Genomic DNA, 24,661 nt, shown 5'->3' with positions numbered 1-24,661 from the left:
AAAGTTGTGCATATGAAGGCTCCTGCGGAGCCGCCTTTTTCCAGTAAGGCAACTTCTCCCGAGTTTAAAACCATCAAAACAAAAACATTGCCACAAACAGGAAGGCCCTGCCGGGCCATGTGGCTCCTGCGGAGCCGCCTGTTTATAGAAAATCCAAAAAAAGTTGTGCATAAGAAGGCTCCTGCGGAGCCGCCTTTTTTCCGATTGAAACTTTAACAATCAAACAGAAACGAAATTGTAATTTTCGGAAAGTAAGCCGCCGTGGGATGGACCGAAACGCTTGTCGTAAAGATTTAGTTGAGCAATCGGATTTACCGGAACCAGATCGATCAAATGGCCTGCTGCTGATCCGTTCAGAATTTCAAAGCAGGTTTTCGGGTTAACGTTTGTAAAATTGCTGTTCTGGAATCCACTTTTATCTGCCTTTACCGACAATATGCATTCTGCGACTGCTTTGCGTGTCTTTTTATTAATTGACTCAACCCAGCCATTGAATACAACCGTATCAATGGCATGCGCTTCATCGAAACGGAACAACTCCTGCAATGTTCTCAGTGTTATTTTATAGAGAGTAGTTTCAAATAGTCCGGCAAGCTGTTCCCTGGATAAATAATGATTTTCAAAATCCTTTTTCGAGCTGTTGTATTTAACCTCTTTCAGAAGTGGAAAGTGAAAAGGCGATGGTAAAATATACTCGGCAACGAGCATCTTTGTCTCCGGGTTATATTCCAGATCAAAATCTTTCGGAAAGGTGGAAGGATACGATGTGTTATTTAGAATCAGTTCATTATAGGCAACAACGGCTGCCGGCTCATGGTATGCGTAGGATTGACGCAAATTAGTGACATAGGCATTCAGCTCATTCTGGTTTTTATAAAATTCCGTTTTCCTCCTTTTCCAGACTGCGCCTGCTTTTTCATATTTGGCAATGAGCTGCTGACGGCCGGCTTCGAACCGGGACTTTTCATCTCTGTAAATTTTCAGAAGATTGTCATTTTCACTGTTCAGCTTTGCGGTTTGCGTTTCCCATTTGGCCATGGCTTCATGGTATTTTTTCTGCTGCCTTGCCATCTTTCGGTCTGCCAGAAAACCTAATTTCCTTGCAGCGAAAGAAAGATCTGAAATAAAATCAGCTTCGTCCGGCTTTTCGGGAAGGGCATGCAGTGCGGGTTCGGGAACTTCATTGAAATGCAGCAGTTCTCGCTCAAGCAACACGGCGGGATCCGTTTCCGGAAATGCAGAATGATCAGTCAGCTGGTTCCAGTACAGATCTCCGCTTTGCAATCGGGGCGTTTCAATGGCAATGTCTTCTATTTCCTGAATCACCTTTCTGGCATTTACGGTTGCTTCCTCGGCGAGTGCAGCATTTTTCTTTCTTGAAATAAAATCATCATTTTGACTTGAAATTTCACTCCATTGTTTATCCCATAAATGATACTGGTTTTCTGCTTTTTTATTCAGTAGGCCGGAATGGAAATCTTTCAGGATTCTGTAAGCACCCAGACCTTTATGCTGTATTTTGATCAGATGGCGTTCGTTGTCGTCCGGCGCATTTTCTATCCAGGCGCTTTTTTCGTGTAAGTGCTTGCTCATAAAGAGTCCCGATGTGCTGTCCAGTTGGTGTTTAGTAATCAGAAATACGGCGCAAAGACTTTGATTCTTTTGTAAAATTTAGCCTAAAAAAACTGATTATCCCTATTGCTAACAACAATAAACCGGACTTTTGTATACTTCTGTTCAAGTTTTAAAGCAAAATTAATTCTTGCTACAATCCCCTGTAAATTAGTTTGATAAGTGCTTTGTGAAGAAGTTTCATACATTTTGAAACGCTACGTTTACAGCCGGCCGGGTATAATATTTTTCCGGTTTACAGTACATCAACAATGGGAAGCTTTATCAACAGCTAAGTAATTTTATAATGAAAGAAAATGAACTGACTGATACTTCATCAACAAACATCAAGGAAAAGGAAAATATTTCCCGCAAAGGTTTTTTGTCCATGACGGGAAAGTATGTTGCAATCGGAGCAATGGGAAATCTGGTGGCCACAAGCGGTAAAGACAGGGTTCTTGCACAAACGGTTAAAAAACCGGTTTCGCCTGCAACAATGGTCCCGTACAAGCAGGAAGATCAGATTGTGCTGGAAAAATGGAAATCGGAGTACGATCAGCAATCTGCACCGGTACCCATGCCGCTTCCGCCGGATCAGCGCATCGGTTATGCCATTGTAGGGCTCGGGCATTTGTCACTGGAAGAAATCATACCGGCTATCCATACCTGTAAAAAGTCAAAACTGGCTGCGCTTGTGAGCGGTACTCCGGACAAAATGAAGAAAGTAGCCGCGCAATACGGCGTGAAACCGGAAAACTGTTACAGCTACGAAACGTACGACCAGATTAAAAACAACCAGGAAGTAGATGTCATTTACATTGTTTTACCAAACGGTATGCACAAGGAATATACCGTACGCGGTGCCAAAGCAGGAAAACACATTTTATGTGAAAAGCCAATGGCAAATACTTCCGAAGAATGCCGGGAAATGATTGATGCCTGCAACAAGGCAAACGTGAAACTGATGATTGCCTACCGTATCCAGTATCAGCCGCATAACAGAAAACTGAGAGAATTGCTTCAGAAAAAGGAATTCGGCCCGGCAAAATTTGTGGAGGCTGCCAATTGTCAGAGCAGCGCAAATCCGGATCACTGGCGGCATAAAAAGAAACTGGCCGGAGGCGGCGCCTTGCCCGACATCGGCCTGTACTGCCTGAATACAACCCGTTTTATCCTCGGCGAAGAACCGACTGAAATATTTGCTTATCAGTACAGCACGCCCGGAAATCCGTTATTTACGGAAGTGGAGGAATTTATTTCCTGGCAAATGCGCTTTCCGAGCGGTGTCATTGCCAGTTGCGCTACGAATTATAACGTGCATGAAAGCCGTCGTTACCGCGTACATTGCGAACGTGGCTGGCTCAATATGGATAAAGCATACGCCTATAAAGGACAGGATCTTACGACCGCCAAGGCAAACGGCAAGCTGGAACTGCATGAAAATATCGGCATGGCAGAAAACAACCAGTTTGCTGCTGAAATAGATCATTTTTCAGAATGTATCCTTAAAAATACAAAGCCTTTTACGCCGGGAGAAGAAGGTCTGCAGGATCATTTGCTGATGGAAGCCATTTATCAGTCGGCCCGGGAAGGAAAGCCTGTAAAAATAAATGCTGCCGTTAAAGTGGCGGAACACCGCGGTCCGGAACCGGAAATCGGCTGAAAATATAAAGGTCATTAACGCAAAAAGCAGCCGGGAACGGCTGCTTTTTGCGTTTGAAAAACATGTCTGAAATTACTTGGCAGGAGTAATCACAATATTGCGGTATTCCACCGGGCCGTGATCGCCCTGAATGTACAACGGGCCGGCTTCGCCTTCGTTGCTGTCCAGTGCACCGCCTGTTATGCCGGGGATTTCCTGTCCGCAGATCACCGTTTTACCGTTTGTAACCAGCGTCAGCATTCTGCCCACCAGTGTAATATCAAATGACTGCCATTCACCCGGATCTTTGGCCATCATTTCCGTAGGGCTGATGAAGCCGTAAATGGCGCCAAGCTGATCCAGCGCCGGTTCCATGCCTTTGCTGTCTGTAACCTGCACTTCGTAGCGGCCGCGCAGATACACGCCGCTGTTGCTTCCTTTCGGAATACGGAATTCCACATGCAGTTTGAAGTCATTGAATTTTTCATCTGTAATCAGGTTGGCACCGGATTTCGGGCTGCGCAGAATGCCGTTTTCTGCAATCCACTGGTTTTCACCTGCTGCATGCCAGCCTTTGATTGTATTTCCTTCTGTCAGCTTGATTGGTTTTCCCCATGAAGGCTGCGACTGCCGTCTCAGAGAAGGCGCACGTACGCCGTTCCAGCTGTACGTTTTTCCGTCAGGCGTTGTGAGTGTGCCCGATAATTTTTCCCCGGCGAGCGTTCCTTCCACAGTCAGGTTTTTGTCGCCTCTTTCCCATTGCGGCGGAATTTCAAAGCTCATTTTTCCATCCTTGAAATGGACTTCGGAAATAGGGCGGGCGCTTCCGGAAATCCCGGTAAACTGCCCGACGAGCGTATGTGTTCCGGAATGCCTCACTTCCAGCCACGAAGGAGAAGGTTTGCCGGAAACATCAATGGTGATATCCCACCGTCCTTCCAGCGGAGAAGCCAAAGATTTGGATGCATAGCCGTAAGTATTCAGCGTAAATACGGCCAGCAGCAGAGTAAGTGCGGGTAAAAGAGAAAACCGGAAACGCCGGTGCAGGTTGGTCTGGAATAATTGGTTCATACAAGCTTATAAGTTAAAAGCGTCAATTTACTTATAAAAGTGAAATATACTGCGTTGCCGGCATCAAAACCCGGAATTCCTGAATAATGATTTTTGTCAAACAGGATAAACAGGAATTGTTTAAAGCATTGCGTTCGGATTGCGGCATCATATTTGTAGGGCAGAGTGCATTCGGTTAAAAGTAGCCGGAAAGATGAAAATCAAAGGTATGCCATGCAAAGCGTTGTGTGAAAACTGTGATTTTCTTTCTTGTGAATTCTGTTGGCAATACGATTGCCGTTATCAATTTTTAACTAAAACTTACCATTATGGAAAACAGCAGCAACGAAATGCAGAATCCGTTAGAGCAATATGAAAAACCGCCGTTTCCGGATCAGGAACAGCCGGTTCCGGGCTACGAAGAGCAGCTTACCCCGCAGGCAGACCATGGAGAAACTTCCTACAAAGGCTCCGGCAAGTTGACGGGCAGAAAAGCAATCATTACCGGCGGTGACTCGGGAATTGGAAGAGCCGTTGCCATAGCCTTTGCACGTGAAGGCGCCGACGTACTGATTTCCTATCTGAATGAAGACGAAGATGCCAGAGAAACAGCCAAATATGTAGAGCAGGCCGGCAGAAAAGCAATATTGGTTCCCGGCGATATTCAGGAAGAGGAGCATTGCAAGCAAATTGTGGAACGTGCCGTGAATGAACTTGGCGGACTGGATATTCTGGTGAACAATGCAGCTTTCCAGATGTCGCACGAATCTCTGCAGGAACTGAGTGCCGAAGAACTCGACCGCACTTTCAGGACCAATATCTTTGCGATGTTCTACTTGTGCAAGGCAGCCGAGCCGCATCTTAAGCCTGGCAGTACCGTTATCAATACTACTTCTGTAAATGCGTACAGGCCATCGCCCGGATTATTGGCTTATGCTTCTACCAAAGGCGCCATTCAGAATTTTACTGCCGGTTTGGGACAGTTGTGGGGAGAAAAAGGCATCCGTGTCAATTGTGTGGCGCCCGGCCCGATCTGGACGCCGCTGATTCCATCGACCATGCCGCCTGAAAAAGTGAAATCTTTTGGTTCGGATACCCCGTTGCAGCGCGCCGGACAGCCTGCGGAACTTGCACCTGCTTATGTATTGCTGGCTTCTCAAGATTCCAGCTACATGACGGCTTCCACGATACAGGTTACAGGCGGTACACCGACAATTTAATGGGATAAAGTTGATTTTTGTTGCTTAATAAGCTGAAAATCAAAGGACAAAAATATTCATCCGAAACAAAGTCTAAACTATTGAAAAGCCTCGTTCGCTTGCAGAACGGGGCTTTTTCATGCTGTATTGAGAACGTTTGTGATTTTGTGTTAAACTTTCTACCCGCGCTCCTCGGCTCCATTTTTAAGATTTTAAAACCCCTTTCGGATAATCATAATTACCGGTTGAAAACTGACAAGGCTTGGTGATTTCCGGATTCATAAAGTTTAGGTTTCTTTAATCCATCAACTCGAATTGCTACTTCCACTCGGGTATTAAACAAAACCATTTGCACACGCTTAAAATACGAATCTTATGATCAGACTTTTCCTCATCACATTTTCAGTTTTTATAATCACAACTCACTTATTTGCACAATCAGGCACCTTGGACCCAACGTTCGGACAGAATGGAAAGGTTATTACAAACATTGATCAGACAAGAAATATCGCTACATCCATGCTGATACAACCTGACGGAAAGATTGTAGTAGGCGGGTACTGTACTCCAGTAGATTATAATGCTTATTTTACACTGGTTCGCTATAACACAGATGGAACTCTGGATAATTCATTCGGTAATGCAGGAATCGTACGTCCTCCGGTTGGCATTAATGAAGACATTCCATACTCGATTGTACTTCAATCTGATGGGAAAATTATAGCTGCAGGTTACAGCTGGAATGGTGCCAATTATGACTTTGCAATGGTTAGATACAATTCCAATGGCAGCAGAGATCTGGGTTTTGGAACTGGCGGCGTTGTTACAACAGATTTTAATAATACCAATGAAAAAGCAAATAAGGTTCTTTTGCAGCCGGATGGTAAAATTATAATGTGTGGAATTTCAGATATAAGCTTTGACGTAAACGTTGCTTTTGCAAGATACCTTCCAAATGGTACTCTTGACAACACTTTTGGTTCATCCGGTAAAGTTTCATTTAACATTGGAGAATCGGGTTCATGGCAATCAATTAGATCTGCTGAATTACAGAACGATGGGAAAATATTGGCAACTGGTTTTACAGAAGTGTATATTGATAAAGAAACTGGAAATTATGATTATAGGTTTGTTTTACTGAGGCTTAACTCCAATGGTGATCTTGACAATGGCTTTGGCAATAGTGGAATTGTTCAAACATTGGTAAAAAAACATGATATAGGCCTTTCGTTGGCCGTCCAGGCTGACAACAAAATTCTTTTACTAGGCCAAGCAAATCCTTGGTATAACGGCTTTGATGATTTTGCACTAGTTCGATACAATAGTGACGGCAGTATAGATAATACTTTTGGTAACAACGGTATAGTACTAACTACATTTGATAATACAGATGATATTCCTGCCTCTATGGTACTGCAATCGGATCAGAAAATTCTGGCATTTGGATTTACAGCCAGAAATAACGGAACTACTCTGGACTTTGCACTTGCACGTTATAATACGGATGGAACCCTAGATAATACCTTTGGTATCGGAGGGAAAGTCATGACTGACTTTGGAGGCAATTGGGATTTTGGAACCAGTATGGCTCTTCAGAAAAATGGGAAAATCGTTGTTGCCGGTTATACTAAGAATGGCAATGATTACGATTTTGCACTTGCGCGTTACAATAATGATGTAGTTCTCCCGGTAGAACTAATCAGCTTCACAGCCGAGGCAGTTGAAAGAAATGTACAACTGGAATGGAAAACTGCGAGTGAAGAAAACAGCAATAGCTTTGAAGTCCAACGCAGCCATAATGGAAAACAGTGGTTCACAATTGGCAGTGTACAATCTGCCGGCAACTCCAAAGCAGAAAGCGATTATTCTTTTATTGATAATGCTGCTGCGGAAGGCAGGAATTTGTACAGGCTGAAAATGATTGATCAGGACCGGACTTTTACTTACAGCCGCATTCAGAACGTAGATGTTGAAATATCCGGATCATCTTTTTCAGTTTATCCTAATCCGTCACAAGAAAAGATCTATATTGAAGCTGCGGATAGGAATTTAATAAAAAATATAGCCTTACTTTCAACAGTCGGAAAGCAGGTGTTTAAGTCTGACTTACCTGTTAGTGAAATTGAAATCCGGCATTTGCAGGCTGGATTGTATACGTTGTTCATAACCAAACAGGATGGCTCCGGAAGTAGGCACCAGATTGTGAAAAAGTAAAAAGCTGGCTTACAAGCCAGCTTTGCCTGTCTAAACGGACGATCCTGAAATCCATATTGCGGATGAAAAATCCCACTGAAATCTTAAAATGAACTTCCGGCTGTTGTTGAATGTATGAAAAAGACTGCCCCAGTTTGCGAGACAGTCTTTTTTTCCAATGTTCAGAAACGCTATATAATGATCAGTGGTTGCTTTACCCGCGGGAGAAGCGAGGTTGTGTAGCTCAGTTCCATATTTGAATACTCCACAGCAAGTGTCTGCCGCATCGTGGACCGGTATACGCCAAATTTCCAGTATGGACCGGTTTTGTCCGGAAAACCCATGCCAATGCCGGTAAGATTAATCAGTTCTTCGCCGTTTTTCCACCATTGCAGTTCTGCATTGGTAGGTGAAAATTTCGCCCGGATAACGATTCGGTGCCATATGCCGCGGGTAAATCTGCTGAATGCTCTCGGAACGATTGGCGGTCCTACCGTGTGCGGGTTTTCGGTTGTGGAACACGTATACAGACGTATGGTATCAGCTCCTTCCATCCGCAGGCCGAGAATAGGCGCGGAACTTACATCGTCAGCATCTTCACTCGCATGAAACTGGCCGATAATGCAAAAATCATTGTCAGAAAGATTGAGCGCCTCACCCGGTTCTATTTTAATTGCAAAAGAAACCCAGACATCCTGATCGAAAGGTAGGTTGGCGCTCTTCTGATACATTTCGGAACGTTCCCGCGACCGCATGGTTTTGATATCACCGCTCCACCTGTCGCCATTTTTAACCTGCAGTCTAAAAGTAGGAGAAGTTTTGTTGTAGGCTTTCTGCAGCGACCACGGCTTGTTCGGTGTTTGTGCTTTGTACTCGGTACCAAAAATCATTACCTGTGCGGAATCATCTGCAAAGTAGCCATACTCCTGCGGAAAAAGGCTTTGGGATATTTCTTCTTTTTTAACATCCGGCATTTCCGGATTATAGTATTGTATAAGCTGAACTTCACTGTTGGAAGTTGTAACTTCATGATCGTCAGTTTGTTCACTCATCCAGATACCGCCGTTCTTTCTTTGAATGTACATGTCAAGCGGAACACTGGATGAAGGGCGGGCCAGTACAACCTTGTCTGCACTCCTTGAAGCAGGCTTATCAGTGGTCCGGATATAGCTTGTCGTTTTATCGCCTTTTTCCAGCTGGGCACCCCAGATCAGCATTCCGGCTGTGCCGTTTCCGGTATAGACCATTTCCGCATTTTCAATTTCGGTACCGATCCTGATGGAAGCAACCGGTGTCACCGAAACAAACGTGGACGAGCATCGGTACCAGCCGTTACCTGCGCTTTCCATTGCAGCAGATTCAATTTTAAAGCTCAGATTTCCAAGGATGCCGTTTGCAAGATTGAAATGTGCCGTAACGCCGTTGATGTTGAAATAGGCCCAGTTGCGTCCGGCTGCCTTCAGAAAAACGCTGATGGTATAAACACCTCCCAGTTCCGTTTCCACCATCGGTTCCGGAATCAGATAATGGGAAGAATAACCGGCGACCTCGGTTAATTTGTAAGCATTCAATGTCCCGTCCGGCGAGCGTTCCGAAACGAGATTAAGCCTGGTATCCTTCGTTTTCCAGGCATTCTGATTAAATGTATGCGAATATAAAAACAGGTTTGTACCCGCAGGTTCTATGAGTACGCCGGCCAGAACAGGCTTGGAAGCAGGAGTGTAATTGTATCTTAATCCAAAATAGGGAGCCGTCGTTGTCGGTGTAAAAGCCGATGGCTTGAACCCCTGTTCAAACTGCGCGCCCCATATATAAATGTACTTATCAGGATTTCCATTATAGCTGACGGCGTTGCTTTCATCGAGTATATAAATGTGAAGCCCGGATTCCGTTCCCAGATCCGGAACGCCGGTAACAGCAAGCCGCCACCAGCCGTTTCCGCTGTCAACGGCTTCGCAGGAAATAATATTGGAGCTTTTCGAAGTAATGGTTCCGTCCGTCAGGTTAACCCGCATCCCCGGATTTCCTCCGGTGTAAGTGGCGGCATTCAGAAAGCTGAACTGTACCATATTTCTGGTACCGGCCTTAACGTAAACACTGATCGTCAGCGGAATATCCATGGTTACATTCACTTCCTGTGACATTCTGTGTTCTCCCGTTCCGTTCGACTCGGCCAGCTTTTTTACAAAGTTGAAGTTCCCTGAAATGTTCTTGTCGTTGATTTCTGAAACTGTTACGCCGATGTTGCTCCACGGCAGATCAGTCATTCTGAGGCTGTCGATCAGCCAGTTTGTTCCGGGAAGTGCAAAATGCAGATAACCGTCGGATCCATAAAAAGAGGCTTCACCTTCCCTTGAAAAAGAAAGGTCAGTGTTCATAGAAAGAGGGACATGCCTAAAATCAAATGCTTTTAGAGGGAGTAGATTTTCTGCATCCATATGATATTATTACGAGCAATATAGAAATGATTGTAGTGTGATTTAAAAAACAAGGCTTCCGGAATCAGGGGCTTTGTTTGATGGCTTTTTGCAATACTTGATGTCTGATTAATGCGTAGTATGTTGGATAACAACAAAAAACGCGCCTTTATTCAAAATATACATAAAATAATTGTCGGTTTCAAAAAAAGCGATTTAAATTCTCAACAAAATGCAAACATTTATAAGTAGTTACGTAAAAAGTTCTCAGAATGTTGACATCGCGGATCAGAAAAATCGCCATTTTACAGTTGTGATGAATGTTATTATATTATGCTGAAAATCGTATGATAACCGGCCGGTTCAGGAACAAACTTTTACAGACAGAACTGGTAAAAAGAACAGCTCCAATGTTCGGCTGTATTTTAATAACAGAAAAATACGACAAAAGTGCATAAGTATCTATAATTAATTTGTAGATTTTATTTTACGTATGATGGATCCGGCCATATTTACCGGAAATGATCTGATCTTATTAAAAATGCACAAAAATTTATTTTTACATTTATAAAAGGCATTATTTGACTTTCCCGTCTGATCAGAGCCTGCAATCGTGACTTGTTTTCAAACCATTCAACCGGCAATGATGGGACTGCCAGCAGCAAGAGCAGGAGATATGCATGTTTGTCCGATGATAACAGCATTGGTTCCGCACGTCGGTGGGCCAGTGATGCCGCCCGGGGTTTCAACCGTCCTGATCGGTGGCATGCCGGCAGCAACGGTAACCAGCCTTTGTACCTGCGCAGGGCCGCCCGACATGATTGCCGTGGGTTCCGGTACGGTACTCATCGGAGGAAAGCCGGCCGCCCGGGTGGGCGACACTACGGCCCATGGCGGTACAATCCTGCAGGGATGTATGACGGTGTTGATCGGGTAACGGTGTTGTATAAAGTATGCAGCATTACCTCGGAAATCGGGCTGCATCTTTAATGGAATATTTTTTTATTTCCTCGCTGTATGCCGGATTGGTTCTAATTACAGTTTTCATGAGATCCCTGATAGGCAAGATGTAACTTTTCGGGTAAACGTCATAGAAAAAGCTGTCCATTGCCGATTGGTTATTGGATGCTACGAGTGTTACCCTGTAGGTTTTCAGTTCAGGGAAATCATGCGGAATGGGTTCCTGACTATTCTTTTTTAATATGGTGCTGCCATCGCCGAATGACCATGTATACTCATTGCTGTATTTGGAATTATTTTTAAAAGTCATTCTGTATGGATGCTGTACATCACCTGTATAACTCACGGAAAATTGAGCAAAAGGTGATTCGTCAACGGCGATTGTTACGGATTTGGAAGTATCCAGCCTGATACCGTCCTTATTGGAAGCGGTCAGGCGAACAGTAAAATTTCCGCTGGCCGCGTAATGGATATTTTTCGCATCTTTTTCAGTTGTCGCTGTGCCGTTGCCCAAGTCCCAGGAATACTGATCGGCATAACTGGATCTGTTGATGAATGTAAGCTGGCACGGTGCCACACATCCATTGTTCACTACTTCAAAGTCAGCTTGCGGTACGGGTTTGACCACCAGTTTCTTTTCCATACTTGCGGCATTGTCTTCTTTCCCTGTAGCCAGTTTTATCGTGTAAGTTCCGGCCTGTGTAAACAGATATTCCGGATATTGGCCTGTAATTACAGCTTTTTGCAAAGTATCGCCGAAATCCCAGACCAGGTTTTCAGGATGGTCCGATTCCGCATAAAAGCTGGCAAGACATGGCTGATAGCACGACGTAGTGTCTTTTTTCTGCTTCATCAATGCATCCTGTACCCTGAAAGTAAAGTTTACTTCATCCTGATTGAAAAGCTTCGGAACAAGCCAGATCAACAACAATAAACCGACAGCGGCGGCAGCGTATTTAAGGTATTTTCCAAAAACAAACTGCTTCTCTTTTGCATTTACCGGCGGAAACATCTGTTCCAGCCCTTTTTCAATTTTGTTCCAGGCTTCGTCCATTTTACCCTTTTCCCGGATCGGCTGTGCATCGTCCGGAAAAAAGTAAAATCCGGAATCGTAAGGAATGCTGTCGATAATGATTTCAATTACTTTCAGCTCTTTGTTATGCAGGCTTTTAAGGTACTTTTCACCTTCATCTTTAAACGGGATGATCTGATTGGTCAGTAAAACGATAACCGCATCGCCGGCCAGCAGGTTTTTTTCAGGGAGTGTCCATGCTGCGGCACCTTCCACCGGGATAAAACCGCTGATCCGGTTTCCGGTTTTCAGGCGGTTCAGTATTTCCTTTATGTAATCCACATGTTGAACAGCATCGGAGGCATGAATCAGATAAACGTTAGGACGGTTAGCCATATCAAGGATGAATTAAAATGTTCAGATAATCTCGTTGCTATTTCTGACGAATCCTGTTCTGTGCAGCTTCCTAAATTTAATCAGATAAATAGGGTCATATGTTCAAAATACCAAATATTTAGTATACGGTCATGCGCATCAGACCGGTTCAATCCACGGTCCGATGTGCAAAGCTGCCGGCTGCGTATAGCCGGGTCAGTTTAACTTTAATTTAACTACCCAGAAGTCTGCATCACCAAAACTTCCGGCTTGTTTGGTTGCATCCTCAGGTGAACTGGAATCGCCGCATAAAAGGTAATTTCCGTCTTTCAGCTTTATAATGACATTGATCGTGTCATCTTCTTTTCCGCCAAATGCAAGGTCCATCCGTTTGTTTCCGGTTGAATCCACTTTTACAAGCCATCCATCTAGTTTGCCGTAATTCGGTGCGCTTTTAGTCTGCGATGAATTCGATGCCGACTGTCCGCCAAGCAGCAATCCGCCTCTGACCGGCGAAATGAACAACAATTTATCTTCCTCGGGCCCACCGTAGGTTTTATCCCATAACTTGTCTCCGTCATTGGAATATTTGCCGACGTAAAAATCATTTTTACCCAGATTTCTGGCCATGCCCATGCTTTTGGAGCCGGTTCCGCCGTTGGAATCCGAATGGCCGCCGATCAGCAGCGCACCGTCAAATGCCGATGTGACCGCTTTATCCACTGCCGAACCGCCAAGGCTGTACTCGGCCAGTTTATCGCCCTCTTCATTTACTTTGACAATCCAGTAATCTTCCTGGCCATAATCCTGTGAAGTTTTGCCATCCTGATCCTTCGCTGAAAGGGAATAACCGGAAAGCATGATCTGCCTGTTGTTTTTATCGTACGCCATGCTGAAAAGAAAGTCGTAGTCCGTGCCGCCAAAGCTTTTGTCCCACAATCGCTGGCCCTGTGCATCTGTTCTGACGATCCAGTAATCACTGCTTTTAGCGGGAGCTGCCTTGTCCGGCCCGGGTTGGGAATTTGAATAGCCGCCGAGCAGAAAACCATCCTGCACCGGAATAATATCCTCAATGATATCTGTGGTTGTACCGCCGTATGTTTTGTCCCAGAGCTGATTGCCGTTACTGTCGATTTTCACAAGCCAGAAATCGCATTCACCATACAGTGCAGCAGTTTTGCCGGTTTCTGCTGCGGAGTAACTCAGTCCGCCCAGCAGATAACCGCCCGGAACGGCAACGATGGTGGTCAGGAACTCGTCCTGCGTACCGCCGAAATTCTTTTCCCACTGCTTTGTTCCGTCGGCAGTAATTTTTACAACTTTAAAATCATATTTTCCGTTAGTCGGATCGGAGTTGGATGAGCCCGCCAGCATGGCGCCTCCGTCCGCAGTTGCCACTGCGGAGGTAATACTTTCGACACCCGCGCCGCCGTAAGTGTACTCGCCCAGTTTTTCATATGGTTTGGTTTCGGCGGTAGTAGTTTCAGTTTCCACGGCTGCGTCGTCATTCACGGGTAAGTAATCAGGCGGTGATAAAAGCCACCGGATGATCAAAAAGATTACAAGTGCAATGGCAGCATAAATAAGGTACTTCCTGTAATTGACCGGTTTTTTACCGGTAGTGTATATTTGCTCGAGTCTGCTTTTGATTCTGGTCCATACGCTGTCCATGTCCGCCTGTTCCCGGATCGGCTGCAGGTCTTCCGGAAGTATCATGAAGTTTTTATCGAACGGTATGCTGTCAATGATGATTTCCACCAGTTTCAGGGACCGGTTTTTGGCTGCAAGATCCGTCATCCGTTTTTCCACGGCTTCTTTCAGCCCTTCGGTAGCAGTAAATCCATTGCTGAGTAAAATAATGACCATATCATTTTCACTGATTTTATCTTCAGGAAGTGCGTAGTACTGATTACTGTCCAGTGATACGAAATCACCGATTGAACGCTTGTTTGCCAGCTCCTGTAAAATTTTCTTCAGCCTGGACAAATGTTGTGGGGCATCTGATGCGTGTACCAGATAGATAGTAGGCAGATTGAGCATGTTAATTGTTTTTTACTGAGTGATTTACCGTATAATAAAAATCGGAAATTTATATTGATATAGCCTACTCTTGTAAATAAATTTATAACTTACAGTTCTATCTTTTTAACCGGTTCTGTCTATGATTTATCCTGCACTTAAAGCGATTGCGGAGAGGCTGAACAAATCCATTTACGGGAAATGGGGAGATACGATCAACGGCACCGGCGACATTGTCCAGCTGAACAATATTGCCAACATCAGCGAAGAAAAAAATGACCTCCAGAACAGGATTATCATCACGCTCATCAAGATCGAAGAAGAAGCCAGTCTGAAGAATACCGCGTTTTATTCCAGAATAACGGACCGGAAAAAAGAAAAGGAAGTAAGAAAGTTTAACCCGCCTGTTTTTCTCAATCTGTACCTGCTGGTTTCTGTAACCAAAAAGAACTACGCCGAATCGCTGCAGCTGCTTTCGGATACAATCGTTTTTTTTCAGGCGCACAAAAATTTTCAGACAGGATTTAATGAAAATGAACAGCTACCGGAACAAAAGGTAACGCTGGAACTGCACGACATCGGTTTTCAGGAAGCCTTTGACATGTGGAGCAGCCTCGGCAGCAAGCAGATACCATCCGTCATGTACAAAATGCGGTTGCTGGAACTGGTGGATACCCACGAAAGTACGCCCATGCCGGTTATCCTGTCTTCAAACAGTACCTTCGGTGAATTTGAAGGAAGAAACAAAGAGGGTGTGCCGCAAATAAACAGCAACAGCATGGAGACCGTGAACTACCGTCCGGATAACCATTGAAAGAAGTTTGTATAACCTGAAAGGAAGCGTATGCGATAAACGGGCCGGCTGTGAAAAAGCCTTTTACAGCGATCTGCCTGAACGAGCTGCGGATTGGATGACCCGTTGAAAGTGACTAATTATTGTTTCATTCATAAATCAATCTGAATACATTCAATGGCAATTGTAACAAAAACTCCGGGGGTATATATTGAGGAAGTACCGTTGTTTCCTCCTTCTATCGCAGCGGTGGACACTGCCGTGCCTGTTTTTATAGGTTATACCGATACACGACCGGATAATGCCCGGATAACGGCAGTCAAGATTCGGACGCTGATGGAATTTGAACAGAAATTCTGTAACTGGGACAACTGGAAACTTAAATTCAATGTTCAGGACAATACCTGGGAAGAGAGTTTTTCGAGGAATGAGCTGTATTATCATCTGCAGTTGTATTTTGCCAATGGCGGCGGAAAATGCTACATCGCTTCACTCGGCCCGAAAAAACCGGAAGGAGTTGAAAAAAAGGATTTTGAGGATGCACTGGCCGTTATTGAAAAGGAAGATGAGCCTACACTGATCCTGGCGCCCGAAGCAGTTCAGCTTCCTTATGCCGATTATCTGAATTTTTATCAGCAGGCACTTGCGCAGGCCGCCAGGCTGATGGACCGTTTTGTCATTATTGACATTCCTGAAACCAAAAAGGATGAAATTGAAAACTTCCGTAACGGATTGGGTGTAAACAATCTTAAATACGGTGCTGCCTATTATCCGTATCTGCAAACTTCCATTGCCAAGTATGCTTCCCTGGATGATGAGGATATTTCGCTTGTTGAGCCGTCGGCTGCGGCTGCACCTCCGCCCGCTCCGGCCCCGGGCGACGCGCCGCCTCCGGAAAGAAAGCCGAAGCCGCCTGTTAATGCAAAGATGGAAACTGGCAGTATCCGCCGTCAGGAAATATTGCTCAGGCTTAAATCTGAAATGCTGGTTTTGCCGCCAAGCGCCGCCATAGCGGGCGTTTATGCCAATGTGGATGCAACCCGCGGTGTCTGGAAAGCGCCTGCAAACGTAAGTCTGAATGCAGTCAGCGGTCTCACGCGCAAGATTTCCCATGAAGAACAGGCCGAGCTCAACGTGCATGCAGAAGGCGGAAAGTCCATTAATGCAATCCGGGCGTTTACAGGGCTTGGTATTCTGGTCTGGGGAGCGAGGACGCTGGCCGGCAATGACAATGAATGGAAATATGTGAACGTCCGCCGGTTCTATAATTTCGTGGAGGAATCGATTAAAAAGGCTACGCAGGTATTTATTTTTGAACCAAACGATGCCAATACGTGGGTGCGGATCAGTACGATGATTGAAAATTTCCTGACCAATCTGTGGCGGCAGGGAGCACTGGCCGGCGCTGCTGCCGGGGATGCATTTTACGTACGGATAGGGCTGGGCGTTACCATGAGCAGCGAGGACATCCTGAACGGCATCCTGAACGTGGAAATCGGCCTTGCCGTCGTTCGGCCCACCGAATTTCTGGTCCTACGCTTTACGCACAAAATGCAGGAAATCTGACTGGTATCTTGACCTGTAACAAGTTGTTATGAATAATGCGTTGCAATATGATTTTACTCAAAAATCTTCCATTCTGCATTTTACATGCATGCCAGCTACAAGCCAGTTGCTAAAAGCTAAAAGCCGGCAGCCAACAGCAATTCACATTCTAAACCTTTCATAGTTATGGCGAACGAATATCCATTGCCCAAGTTTCACTTTCAGGTAGATTGGGGCGGAGCAAAAATGGCTTTTACAGAAGTAACCGGTCTGGATATGGAACGGGAAATCATTGAATACCGGGAAGGTTCCAGCAAGGAATACTCGAAACTGAAAATGCCGGGACTGGCCAAATACAGCAACATAACGCTGAAAAGAGGATCGTTCAAGGGCGACAATGAATTTTACAAATGGTGGGCCGAAAACAAGCTGGAAACAGTAAAGCGGAGGGACATCACGATCAGTCTGCTCAATGAAGAACATCAGCCTGTTATTTCGTGGAAAATCAAGAATGCCTGGCCGTCCAAAGTGCAGGCAACGGAGCTGAAATCGGATGACAACAGCGTCGCCATTGAAACCATGGAAGTTGTACATGAAGGAATTACCGCTGAATAAATGGAAAAAGCATATTATCCGCCGGTCGCATTTCATTTTTCAGTTGAGTTCGAAGGGCTGCCCGCCGGCACGGATTCCAGTTTTCAGGAAGTAAGCGGTCTGTCGCAGAATGTGGCTACCGAAGATTATGCCGAAGGCGGCGAAAACCGGTTTGCGCATAAGCTCCCGAAAGGGACCACTTACGATAACCTGGTGCTGAAACGCGGCATTATTAAAGATTCCCGCATTACAAGCTGGTGTACAAAAGCCATGGAGGAAATGGATTTCGAGCCTAAAAACCTCACGGTAAACCTGCTGAATGAAGAACATAAAAAGCTCTGCACCTGGAACCTGGTGCATGCCATACCTGTAAAATGGTCGTGCTCCGGCCTGAATGCGGAAAGCAGCGGACTGCTTATTGAAACGCTCGAACTCAATTATCATTATTTTACCTTTAAACAGCACTGAAATGCCGATCGAAATACGGGAACTGATCATCAGGGCTACGGTGGACAATCATACGGGGAATAAAAACACCAATGCGCCTGAGCTGGCAGCGCAAAATGGTTTGGATTCCAGGCAGGAAGACCGGATCGTGGCGCGGTGTATGGAACAGGTAATGGAATATTTGCGGATGCAGAGCGAAAGATAAGCATGGCCGACCCGAACAAGCTTCAGATCATTGTTTACAAAGATGACCTCTTTCAGGACAAAGTGGATTCCATTTCTGTTCCGGTAAATCCTGCCCGGTTCAGCAGGAAGCTGAACATCCGGTACAATGAAGAACAGGAACAGGGAACACACGGCAGCAATCCGACTTTCAACAAAACGCCTGCGGAAGAAATCCAGCTCGAATTCCTGTTTGACGGAACCGGCGTAATCAGTGGTAAAAAGAATGTCAGGGACGAGGTTGCCAGATTCAAGGAAGCGGTTTACAACTTCGACGGAGAAATTCACCGCCCGAAATTCCTGAAACTGTTATGGGGCGAACTGTCGTTCAACTGCGTACTGAAAGAGCTTAAAATTGATTATACGCTTTTCAAACCGGACGGAACTGCATTGCGGGCGATCCTGAGCACCACGTTTGTGGAAGTAGTGGAAGAAGAACTGCGCGCCAAGAAAATGCGGACGAGTTCCCCGGACCTGACGCATGTCCGGTATGTAAAGGAAGGCGACACGCTGCCGCTGATGACTTACCGGATTTACGGGAACGCCGCGCTGTATATTCAGGTGGCAAAGTTCAACGGGATCAGTAATTTCAGGAACCTTAAGCCTAACATGCGCATCGTTTTTCCGCCTTTGAACCAATGAGCCGACACAAGGCTGAATAAGTCCTGCCCGAAGGTTTGGTGATGTTCATATAATTAGTATGCTGATGAAGAGTGTTACGCGTTATAAAATCAGGATCAACGGCGAGGAATTTGCCACCAGCTACAAGGTAAAAAGTATCATAACGCTCAATGAAGCCAACCGGGTACCGCGTGCCAAACTGATTCTGCTGGACGGAAATGTAAGCAGGCAGGATTTTGAACTCAGCAGCAAGGAATATTTTGAACCGGGTGCAAAAATTGAAATTGACCTCGGCTATGAAGGCAATGCCGATCCTGTTTTCAAAGGAATAGCCGTAAGGCATGCCATCCGAATCAGGGAATCGGGTGAATCCCAGCTGGAAATTGAATGCAAACATGCCGTAGTAAAGCTGACAACAGTCCGGAAAAGCCGTTACTTCAGAGATGCAAGCGATAAAGATGCCGTTTCACAAATTCTGGACGATGCGGACATTAAATATACTATTGACGAAATGGAAGAAATCAGGCATTTGCAGCTGGTCCAGTACGACAGCACTTCCTGGGATTTTATCCTGTCGCGGGTGGAAGCATGCGGCTGCATGATGCTGTTTGATCAGGAAAAGCTCACGATTTCAAAACCTTCCATGGATGGCACCGATGCGCTCACTTGTCAGTATGGCATCAATGTACTTGCATTCGACGGCCTGATTGATTCGGAAACCCAGTTTGCCGCCGTTGAAAGTACGTCGTGGTCGCCGTCCGAGCAGGAAATCGTTGTGGCTGAAGAAACTGCTGAATTTGTAAACGAAATCGGAAACCTGAGTTCCGGACAGCTTTCCGGAGTGCTGAACCCGGACCCATACGCATTGACCGGCGGTGACGGAACACCGCTGGAAGAACTCAAAGCCTGGACAAAGGCCAAAGCAACGAAAAGCGCGCTTTCCAAAGCGACAGGAACAGTACGCATCCGCGGGAATGCTTCTATTTTTCCGGGTAAAATAATCCGGCTTGCCGGTCTGGGCGATCGGTTCAACGGCCGTGCTTTTGTAACCGGTATCAGGCATGAACTGAGTGATGGCAACTGGACTTCCGACATCCAGTTTGGCTGGTCGGATACGAAGTACGGACAACAGAAGGAATTCAGTGCGGCTGCTGCCGGCGGGATGCTGCCTGCCATTTCAGGCCTGCATACGGGAACCGTCACGGCGCTGGAAGGCGATCCCGACGGTGAATTCCGTATAAAGGTAAAACTGTCTGCATCGGCAAATGACACGGAAGGGATCTGGGCGCGGGTTGCCCATGTTTCTGCAGGCAGTCAGTACGGTTTTTTCTTTTATCCCGAAATCGGGAATGAAGTAATTGTAGGATTTCTGAACGACGATCCGCGCAAAGCCATTGTGATCGGCGCAATGTACAGCAGCGCCAACGCACCGGTTTTGAAAGTAACGGATAAAAACGTTCAGAAAGGCAACTTTACAAAAAGCAACATGAGCATGATCTGGGACGATGAAAAAAAATCTGTCGCCATTTCAACGCCCGCCGGAAACAGCATTGAAATCAATGAGGAATCAGGAAAGCTCACGATCACCGACAAGAACAAAAACCGGATAGAAATGAATGAAAAAGGCATTTCCATTGAAAGTTCCGGCAATTTAAGGATCAGTGCAAAAACCGGAATCGAAATAGAAGGCGTGAACATTTCAAACAAGGCAAAAGGCAAATTTGTTGCGGAGGGCGACGCCGGCGCTGAAATCAGAACCAAAGCGATTGCCGTACTGAAAGGATCATTGGTGCAGATTAACTGACTGTTCAAAAAGCTTATTTGAATAACAGTCCGTTCTGAGATACAAGGTAAATTATGACAGACGATTCAGGCTTTCTGGGTAATGGCTGGGCATTTCCGCCCGAATTTTCACTGTACGACGGCGAGGTAGTCATGGCGGCGGGTGAAGAAGATATCCGGCAGTCGCTGCGTATCCTGCTTTCCACGCGGCCCGGCGAACGCGTCATGCAGCCGCAGTTCGGGTGCAATCTTCAGAGCTTCGTCTTTGAAAAAATAAATACAACCACCATCACCTATTTACGGGATACGATTGAAACGGCAATCCTTTATCACGAACCCCGAATCGTGCTGGAGGAAATAAAGGTGAGTGACCGTTCGGCCCTGGACGGTGCGCTGGTTTTTGACATTGTTTACATCATCAGTGCAACCAATTCCCGGTCCAATATGGTATTTCCGTTTTACATGCATGAAGCCAGTAATGCGGGTATAAATGCAGACAGACAATGAGTCAGGGCACAAATCAAAAGGACAGGGTTGCGGATGCCAGCGCTTTGATGCCTGACTATTTCAGGTTGGATGCCAGGACTACATCCGAAATCTATGCCGAAACGCGCAGGCTAGCCGAAGCTGTCATTTTTTATCCGAAAGAAGCCGGCCCAGCGCGCGATAACTGGTCTCCTTTCTTCAGGGAACTGGATGAGAAAGTGCTATCGGGAAGTTATCGGGAAGGCGACGTGTCTCCACATCTTGCACTGTTCCTTGCTTTTCTGAATTTGTTCCAATACGTTCAGAACGACCTTAACGCGCTTGTTTCAGCCCATCTTGACTTTTTTTACCGCCATGTACTGGGTTTAAAGGATATTTCGCCGCAGGCGGACCGGATCTATATTTTTCCCGAACTCGCCAGAAATGTGCAGCAGTTTCCTATACCTGCAGATGCAAGAATTTTGGCCGGAAAAGATGAAAATTGAAACAATATCCTGTTTAAAACAGAAAAGGAAACCGTTATTTCGCTCGTTAAACTGACCGGCTTCAAATCCGTTTACAACCCGAAAAAAACAGGAGAAAGTATACGATCATTTCCGGAATCCAGTGTTGGCCATAGCGAAGACAGGCAGGGCTGGCACCCGTTTGGTTTGGGAAACGACGGAGAAAATACGACAATCGGCTGGGCATTGAGTTCGCCTGTTCTTTTGCTGAAAGAAGGCACACGAACAGTCAGCATCACCTTTTCGCAGATCAGTTCGGAATCCGACAATACTTCCGGCCTGCTCACTGCAGATCTTTTTGAAATGCAGTTTACAACAGCCGGTAAATGGTTCTCCTCAAAACTGAATGACGCCCCGGTTTTCGACGGTGACAAATATTCTTTTGCCACCGTTCTGGACGAAACGGCGCCGGCTGTTTCCGGCTTCGATCCGGCTGTTCACGGATACGAAATAAACGCAAGGGAATGGCCGGCCGTGCGTGTAAGGCTCAGGAAAACGGATGCATCAGTTTATCAGTTTCTCCGGTCGGTCAGATTTGGCAGGATTGATATTCAAGTAAGCTGTGAAAATGCCGCTTCGGTTCTCCTGAGCAACGATTACGGCGTGCTCGATGCCGGCAAGGCAAGCCAGGCTTTCGGGTTCAGCCCGGTAGTCGGTTCCAGTCTGTATATTGGTCTGGAAGAAATTTTTTACAAGCCGCTTCTTTCGCTCCAGGTCAACATTGCATGGAAAGGGATTCCGGAAGAGGGTTTTCCCATTTATTACGAGGGCTACACCGGCGATACCAACAGTCTGGTAAAAAACAATGACGATTTTAAAGTCAGCGCATCCATCCGCAGCTGCAAGGAATGGAAAAGCATTGCTGCCTCTGAAAACGAAGCCGGGTTTCCCGTATTTCAGCAGCCTATGAAACTGGATGTAGCCGGTTATTTTGAAAACAAGCAAAGTTCGCTGGCCGGCAGGGAGAATGAAGACGGGTTACTTCGCCTTTCCATCAGTTCGCCGGACAAAGCATTCGGGCATGCGCTTTTTCCGAGGGTGCTTACCAAAGCCAGCATTCAGCAGGCGCAGGGCAAAGATGTGCAGATTCCCAACGAGCCTTACACGCCTGTGATGGAATCAGTGCGGCTTTCTTATACGGCAGCCGAATGCATGCATATCGGCGACCAGAAAGCGGGTATGCAGTTTTATCATATCGAGCCCTTCGGAATCAGGCCGGTGACTCCGGGCATAGATATGAAGGGAAGTTTCCCGGCCTTGCTGACGGATTCTGTGCGGGACTCGGGATACTTGTACATTGGCCTTACCGGCATGGAACCTCCGCTTCAGATCAGTCTGTTTTTTGCCGTCCTGGAAGAAAGTACGGCTGAAAAAGGGACCGTCACTTTTTCCTTTGCCGAACAGGATAGCTGGAAGGATTTTTTACCCAACCAGATTTTGTCCGACACTACAACGGGTTTGCAGCAGACAGGAATCATTACGCTGCAGCTTCCGGAAACCATTTCCATGCATAATCCGGCCATGCCTGCCGGACAGTACTGGCTGCGATTTTCGGTTGAGGAAAACGCAGCCAATTTTGACCGGATCCTGGAAATAAGGCCCAACGCCATTTTGGCCAAAAGGGAAATGGAAGCCGTGCCGGTCACTTATAATCTGAGTAAGCTGCCGCCCGGTTCGGTTAAATCCTTTTTGCCGGCAATCCGGGAAATCAGAAAGACAGAACAGCCGTACCCGTCGTTTTCAGGCCGGGCGGCTGAAACAAATCAGGCCCGTTTTATGCGGATCAGTGAAATGCTCCGGCACAAGAACAAGGCGGTTACAGCATGGGATTTCGAACATCTCGTTCTTGAAAACTTTCCTGAAATATACAAGGTGAAATGCATCCGGCACAGCCGTTCCGGATCAGACCGTGTGCAGCCCGGGCATGTACATATCATTTTCATTCCCAGGATCATGCATGCCGAACGGCGCAGATTGTTCAGGCCCGTTGCAGGACAGAATCTGCTGAACAGCATCAGCAGGTTTATAGATTCCGTAAAATCCCCGCATGTGCAGGCAGATGTAACCAATGCCGCGTTTGTCGAGATTAAAATTGTGGCGCAGATCAGTTTCAGGCATCAGACGGAAGCAGGTTTTTACATCAATAAACTGCAGAAAGAACTGGAAGATTTTCTTTCCCCGTGGGCATTCAGGGATGATATGGAAGTCCAGCTCGGAAGCAAGCTTCATCTGTCTTCCGTAATCAGCTTTATTGAAACAAGGGAATACATCAATTTCATAGATCGCATCAGCTGGGAAAAAAACGGGGAGACCGTTCGTGAGCAGGAAATTATCCTGGATCAGAAATCGGTTGTGGTTTCTTCCGGACAGCATGATCTGAAGTCTGTAACCGCAGAAACAGTGCCTTATCAGAATTACAGGGGAATCGGGCAAATGCTGGTCGATATCAATTTTGAAGTGCAGTAAAACTTAGCCAATATGTCTGCCAAAGTAACCAAAACAGTTCTTAAAGAATATTTCAGAAGCGGTAAAAGGCCCAATGAAGAGCAGTTTCACCAGCTTATAGACAGTTCTTACAACGAGGATGTTACTTACACTTCATTCGTGTCCGGCTATCATGTGCTTGTAAGTTCCGAAGAGGCCAGGATCATCAGAAGGCAGGGCGGCGACACCATGCTGGTGCCTGTTTTCAAGAATCTGAACGGCCAGATCACGAGAGTTTACAATTATTCATTGCCCGCCTGTAATCTGGGCGCTGGTCTTCAGCTTTCCAGAATCGAATGGAATCTGCAGCTGCCGCCGATGGGTCCGCTGGAAGTGGTGGAAAGCGAATCGCCGCCTACCAGAAAAACGATCCATCTTGAAATCGGCATCCGGATGGAAATCTTCAACGGATATGAAAAAATCATTTCGGAAAATCTGGAAATAAAAACGGGAAGGCAGGCGATTGAAGTAAAGTTTGATCCGAAACCGCAGGAAAACTGGCGCGGCCTTTCCGTCGACATCGTTTTTGATTACAACATTAAAGTACCGATTCCTTTTCCGAGCAGTTTTTATCAGTCCGAAGCATATAACAAGCTGCTTTTGATCGGATTTGGCGGTTTGGGTTTTACGTTTTCTTCAAGATGACACCCATATGGTTCCGGTTAACGGCATATCAAAACAACCATTTGAGAATCCGTCCCTCAAT

The 24,661-nt window shown here is 46.0% G+C and carries 20 protein-coding genes; 15 read left to right on the top strand and 5 right to left on the bottom strand.

The genetic code is table 11. From position 1 onward, the window contains the following. Positions 1 to 219 precede the first annotated feature (219 nt). On the bottom strand, positions 220 to 1,593 hold the full coding sequence (locus FEM33_RS14260; RefSeq protein ID WP_139012668.1) for a hypothetical protein: 1,374 nt from the start codon (positions 1,591 to 1,593) through the stop codon (positions 220 to 222). A gap of 325 nt (positions 1,594 to 1,918) precedes the next feature. Here FEM33_RS14260 and FEM33_RS14255 point away from each other — a divergent pair, with 325 nt between their 5' ends. Next, positions 1,919 to 3,274: a Gfo/Idh/MocA family protein gene (locus FEM33_RS14255; RefSeq protein ID WP_139012667.1), complete on the top strand. Its 1,356-nt coding sequence runs from the start codon at positions 1,919 to 1,921 to the stop codon at positions 3,272 to 3,274. Between the two features lie 72 nt (positions 3,275 to 3,346). Here the strand turns inward: FEM33_RS14255 and FEM33_RS14250 are convergent, their stop codons facing one another. Further along, positions 3,347 to 4,324: a 3-keto-disaccharide hydrolase gene (locus FEM33_RS14250; RefSeq protein WP_139012666.1), complete on the bottom strand. Its 978-nt coding sequence runs from the start codon at positions 4,322 to 4,324 to the stop codon at positions 3,347 to 3,349. A 308-nt stretch (positions 4,325 to 4,632) separates the two neighbouring features. Here FEM33_RS14250 and FEM33_RS14245 point away from each other — a divergent pair, with 308 nt between their 5' ends. Next, entirely contained in the window at positions 4,633 to 5,523 is an 891-nt protein-coding gene (locus FEM33_RS14245) for an SDR family oxidoreductase (protein ID WP_139012665.1), read from the top strand. Positions 5,524 to 5,877: 354 nt separating this feature from the next. Then, the gene (locus FEM33_RS14240) at positions 5,878 to 7,716 is read left to right on the top strand and encodes a T9SS type A sorting domain-containing protein (RefSeq protein ID WP_139012664.1); all 1,839 of its coding nucleotides are present in this window, start codon (positions 5,878 to 5,880) and stop codon (positions 7,714 to 7,716) included. Positions 7,717 to 7,886: 170 nt separating this feature from the next. On the opposite strand, the gene FEM33_RS14235 is transcribed toward FEM33_RS14240, so the two are convergent. Further along, a complete protein-coding gene (locus FEM33_RS14235) occupies positions 7,887 to 10,073 on the bottom strand; it encodes a phage head spike fiber domain-containing protein (RefSeq protein WP_161597130.1) in 2,187 nt (728 codons plus the stop codon). Positions 10,074 to 10,758: 685 nt separating this feature from the next. On the opposite strand from FEM33_RS14235, the gene FEM33_RS14230 reads away from it, so the two are divergent. Further along, a complete protein-coding gene (locus tag FEM33_RS14230) occupies positions 10,759 to 11,049 on the top strand; it encodes a PAAR domain-containing contractile injection system baseplate protein (protein ID WP_139012781.1) in 291 nt (96 codons plus the stop codon). A 24-nt stretch (positions 11,050 to 11,073) separates the two neighbouring features. Here FEM33_RS14230 and FEM33_RS14225 read toward each other — a convergent pair whose 3' ends face one another. Together FEM33_RS14225 and FEM33_RS14220 are read right to left on the bottom strand one after the other, a co-directional pair. After that, positions 11,074 to 12,480 (bottom strand): PKD domain-containing protein, encoded by a 1,407-nt coding sequence (locus FEM33_RS14225; RefSeq protein ID WP_139012662.1) that lies wholly within the window; start codon positions 12,478 to 12,480, stop codon positions 11,074 to 11,076. Between the two features lie 195 nt (positions 12,481 to 12,675). Beyond that, a complete protein-coding gene (locus tag FEM33_RS14220; RefSeq protein WP_139012661.1) occupies positions 12,676 to 14,499 on the bottom strand; it encodes a hypothetical protein in 1,824 nt (607 codons plus the stop codon). A gap of 121 nt (positions 14,500 to 14,620) precedes the next feature. Between FEM33_RS14220 and FEM33_RS14215 the strand changes: the two genes are divergently transcribed. From FEM33_RS14215 to FEM33_RS14165, 11 genes are all read left to right on the top strand, one after another. After that, the gene (locus tag FEM33_RS14215) at positions 14,621 to 15,292 is read left to right on the top strand and encodes a contractile injection system cap protein (RefSeq protein ID WP_139012660.1); all 672 of its coding nucleotides are present in this window, start codon (positions 14,621 to 14,623) and stop codon (positions 15,290 to 15,292) included. A gap of 156 nt (positions 15,293 to 15,448) precedes the next feature. Continuing rightward, positions 15,449 to 16,837 (top strand): contractile injection system sheath protein, encoded by a 1,389-nt coding sequence (locus FEM33_RS14210; protein ID WP_139012659.1) that lies wholly within the window; start codon positions 15,449 to 15,451, stop codon positions 16,835 to 16,837. 165 nt (positions 16,838 to 17,002) lie between these two features. After that, positions 17,003 to 17,431 (top strand): phage tail protein, encoded by a 429-nt coding sequence (locus FEM33_RS14205; RefSeq protein WP_139012658.1) that lies wholly within the window; start codon positions 17,003 to 17,005, stop codon positions 17,429 to 17,431. Then, complete coding sequence (locus FEM33_RS14200) at positions 17,432 to 17,878, top strand: phage tail protein (RefSeq protein ID WP_139012657.1); 447 nt, start codon at positions 17,432 to 17,434, stop codon at positions 17,876 to 17,878. Between the two features lies 1 nt (position 17,879). Further along, the gene (locus FEM33_RS14195) at positions 17,880 to 18,062 is read left to right on the top strand and encodes a DUF5908 family protein (RefSeq protein ID WP_139012656.1); all 183 of its coding nucleotides are present in this window, start codon (positions 17,880 to 17,882) and stop codon (positions 18,060 to 18,062) included. 2 nt (positions 18,063 to 18,064) lie between these two features. Further along, a complete protein-coding gene (locus FEM33_RS14190) occupies positions 18,065 to 18,721 on the top strand; it encodes a CIS tube protein (RefSeq protein ID WP_139012655.1) in 657 nt (218 codons plus the stop codon). Positions 18,722 to 18,785: 64 nt separating this feature from the next. Further along, the gene (gene vgrG, locus FEM33_RS14185; RefSeq protein ID WP_161597129.1) at positions 18,786 to 20,504 is read left to right on the top strand and encodes a type VI secretion system tip protein VgrG; all 1,719 of its coding nucleotides are present in this window, start codon (positions 18,786 to 18,788) and stop codon (positions 20,502 to 20,504) included. A gap of 53 nt (positions 20,505 to 20,557) precedes the next feature. After that, positions 20,558 to 20,989 carry a gp25 family contractile injection system sheath assembly initiator gene (locus FEM33_RS14180; protein ID WP_139012653.1) on the top strand — a complete coding sequence of 144 codons (432 nt, stop codon included), beginning with the start codon at positions 20,558 to 20,560 and terminating at the stop codon, positions 20,987 to 20,989. Further along, positions 20,986 to 21,453 carry a baseplate J/gp47 family protein gene (locus FEM33_RS14175; protein WP_139012652.1) on the top strand — a complete coding sequence of 156 codons (468 nt, stop codon included), beginning with the start codon at positions 20,986 to 20,988 and terminating at the stop codon, positions 21,451 to 21,453. Before FEM33_RS14180 ends, FEM33_RS14175 begins: the two co-directional genes overlap by 4 nt. Positions 21,454 to 21,618: 165 nt before the next feature. Beyond that, entirely contained in the window at positions 21,619 to 23,937 is a 2,319-nt protein-coding gene (locus FEM33_RS14170) for a baseplate J/gp47 family protein (protein WP_139012651.1), read from the top strand. Positions 23,938 to 23,949: 12 nt separating this feature from the next. Further along, complete coding sequence (locus FEM33_RS14165) at positions 23,950 to 24,600, top strand: hypothetical protein (RefSeq protein ID WP_139012650.1); 651 nt, start codon at positions 23,950 to 23,952, stop codon at positions 24,598 to 24,600. Positions 24,601 to 24,661: the final 61 nt, after the last annotated feature.

Origin of the sequence: Dyadobacter flavalbus (assembly GCF_006149045.1) — a bacterium.
GTDB classification, from domain to species: Bacteria; Bacteroidota; Bacteroidia; order Cytophagales; family Spirosomataceae; genus Dyadobacter; species Dyadobacter flavalbus.
The sequence above is the reverse complement of the archived record's forward strand: the minus strand, read 5'-3'. Positions and strand labels throughout refer to the sequence as shown.

What these genes read in the sequence shown, in the direction of transcription:
- FEM33_RS14260 (WP_139012668.1), bottom strand. Translation starts at nt 1,593, where the DNA reads ATGAGCAAGCACTTACACGAAAAAAGCGCCTGGATAGAAAATGCGCCG.
- FEM33_RS14255 (WP_139012667.1), top strand. Translation starts at nt 1,919, where the DNA reads ATGAAAGAAAATGAACTGACTGATACTTCATCAACAAACATCAAGGAA.
- FEM33_RS14250 (WP_139012666.1), bottom strand. Translation starts at nt 4,324, where the DNA reads ATGAACCAATTATTCCAGACCAACCTGCACCGGCGTTTCCGGTTTTCT.
- FEM33_RS14245 (WP_139012665.1), top strand. Translation starts at nt 4,633, where the DNA reads ATGGAAAACAGCAGCAACGAAATGCAGAATCCGTTAGAGCAATATGAA.
- FEM33_RS14240 (WP_139012664.1), top strand. Translation starts at nt 5,878, where the DNA reads ATGATCAGACTTTTCCTCATCACATTTTCAGTTTTTATAATCACAACT.
- FEM33_RS14235 (WP_161597130.1), bottom strand. Translation starts at nt 10,073, where the DNA reads ATGAACACTGACCTTTCTTTTTCAAGGGAAGGTGAAGCCTCTTTTTAT.
- FEM33_RS14230 (WP_139012781.1), top strand. Translation starts at nt 10,759, where the DNA reads ATGGGACTGCCAGCAGCAAGAGCAGGAGATATGCATGTTTGTCCGATG.
- FEM33_RS14225 (WP_139012662.1), bottom strand. Translation starts at nt 12,480, where the DNA reads ATGGCTAACCGTCCTAACGTTTATCTGATTCATGCCTCCGATGCTGTT.
- FEM33_RS14220 (WP_139012661.1), bottom strand. Translation starts at nt 14,499, where the DNA reads ATGCTCAATCTGCCTACTATCTATCTGGTACACGCATCAGATGCCCCA.
- FEM33_RS14215 (WP_139012660.1), top strand. Translation starts at nt 14,621, where the DNA reads ATGATTTATCCTGCACTTAAAGCGATTGCGGAGAGGCTGAACAAATCC.
- FEM33_RS14210 (WP_139012659.1), top strand. Translation starts at nt 15,449, where the DNA reads ATGGCAATTGTAACAAAAACTCCGGGGGTATATATTGAGGAAGTACCG.
- FEM33_RS14205 (WP_139012658.1), top strand. Translation starts at nt 17,003, where the DNA reads ATGGCGAACGAATATCCATTGCCCAAGTTTCACTTTCAGGTAGATTGG.
- FEM33_RS14200 (WP_139012657.1), top strand. Translation starts at nt 17,432, where the DNA reads ATGGAAAAAGCATATTATCCGCCGGTCGCATTTCATTTTTCAGTTGAG.
- FEM33_RS14195 (WP_139012656.1), top strand. Translation starts at nt 17,880, where the DNA reads ATGCCGATCGAAATACGGGAACTGATCATCAGGGCTACGGTGGACAAT.
- FEM33_RS14190 (WP_139012655.1), top strand. Translation starts at nt 18,065, where the DNA reads ATGGCCGACCCGAACAAGCTTCAGATCATTGTTTACAAAGATGACCTC.
- vgrG (WP_161597129.1), top strand. Translation starts at nt 18,786, where the DNA reads ATGAAGAGTGTTACGCGTTATAAAATCAGGATCAACGGCGAGGAATTT.
- FEM33_RS14180 (WP_139012653.1), top strand. Translation starts at nt 20,558, where the DNA reads ATGACAGACGATTCAGGCTTTCTGGGTAATGGCTGGGCATTTCCGCCC.
- FEM33_RS14175 (WP_139012652.1), top strand. Translation starts at nt 20,986, where the DNA reads ATGAGTCAGGGCACAAATCAAAAGGACAGGGTTGCGGATGCCAGCGCT.
- FEM33_RS14165 (WP_139012650.1), top strand. Translation starts at nt 23,950, where the DNA reads ATGTCTGCCAAAGTAACCAAAACAGTTCTTAAAGAATATTTCAGAAGC.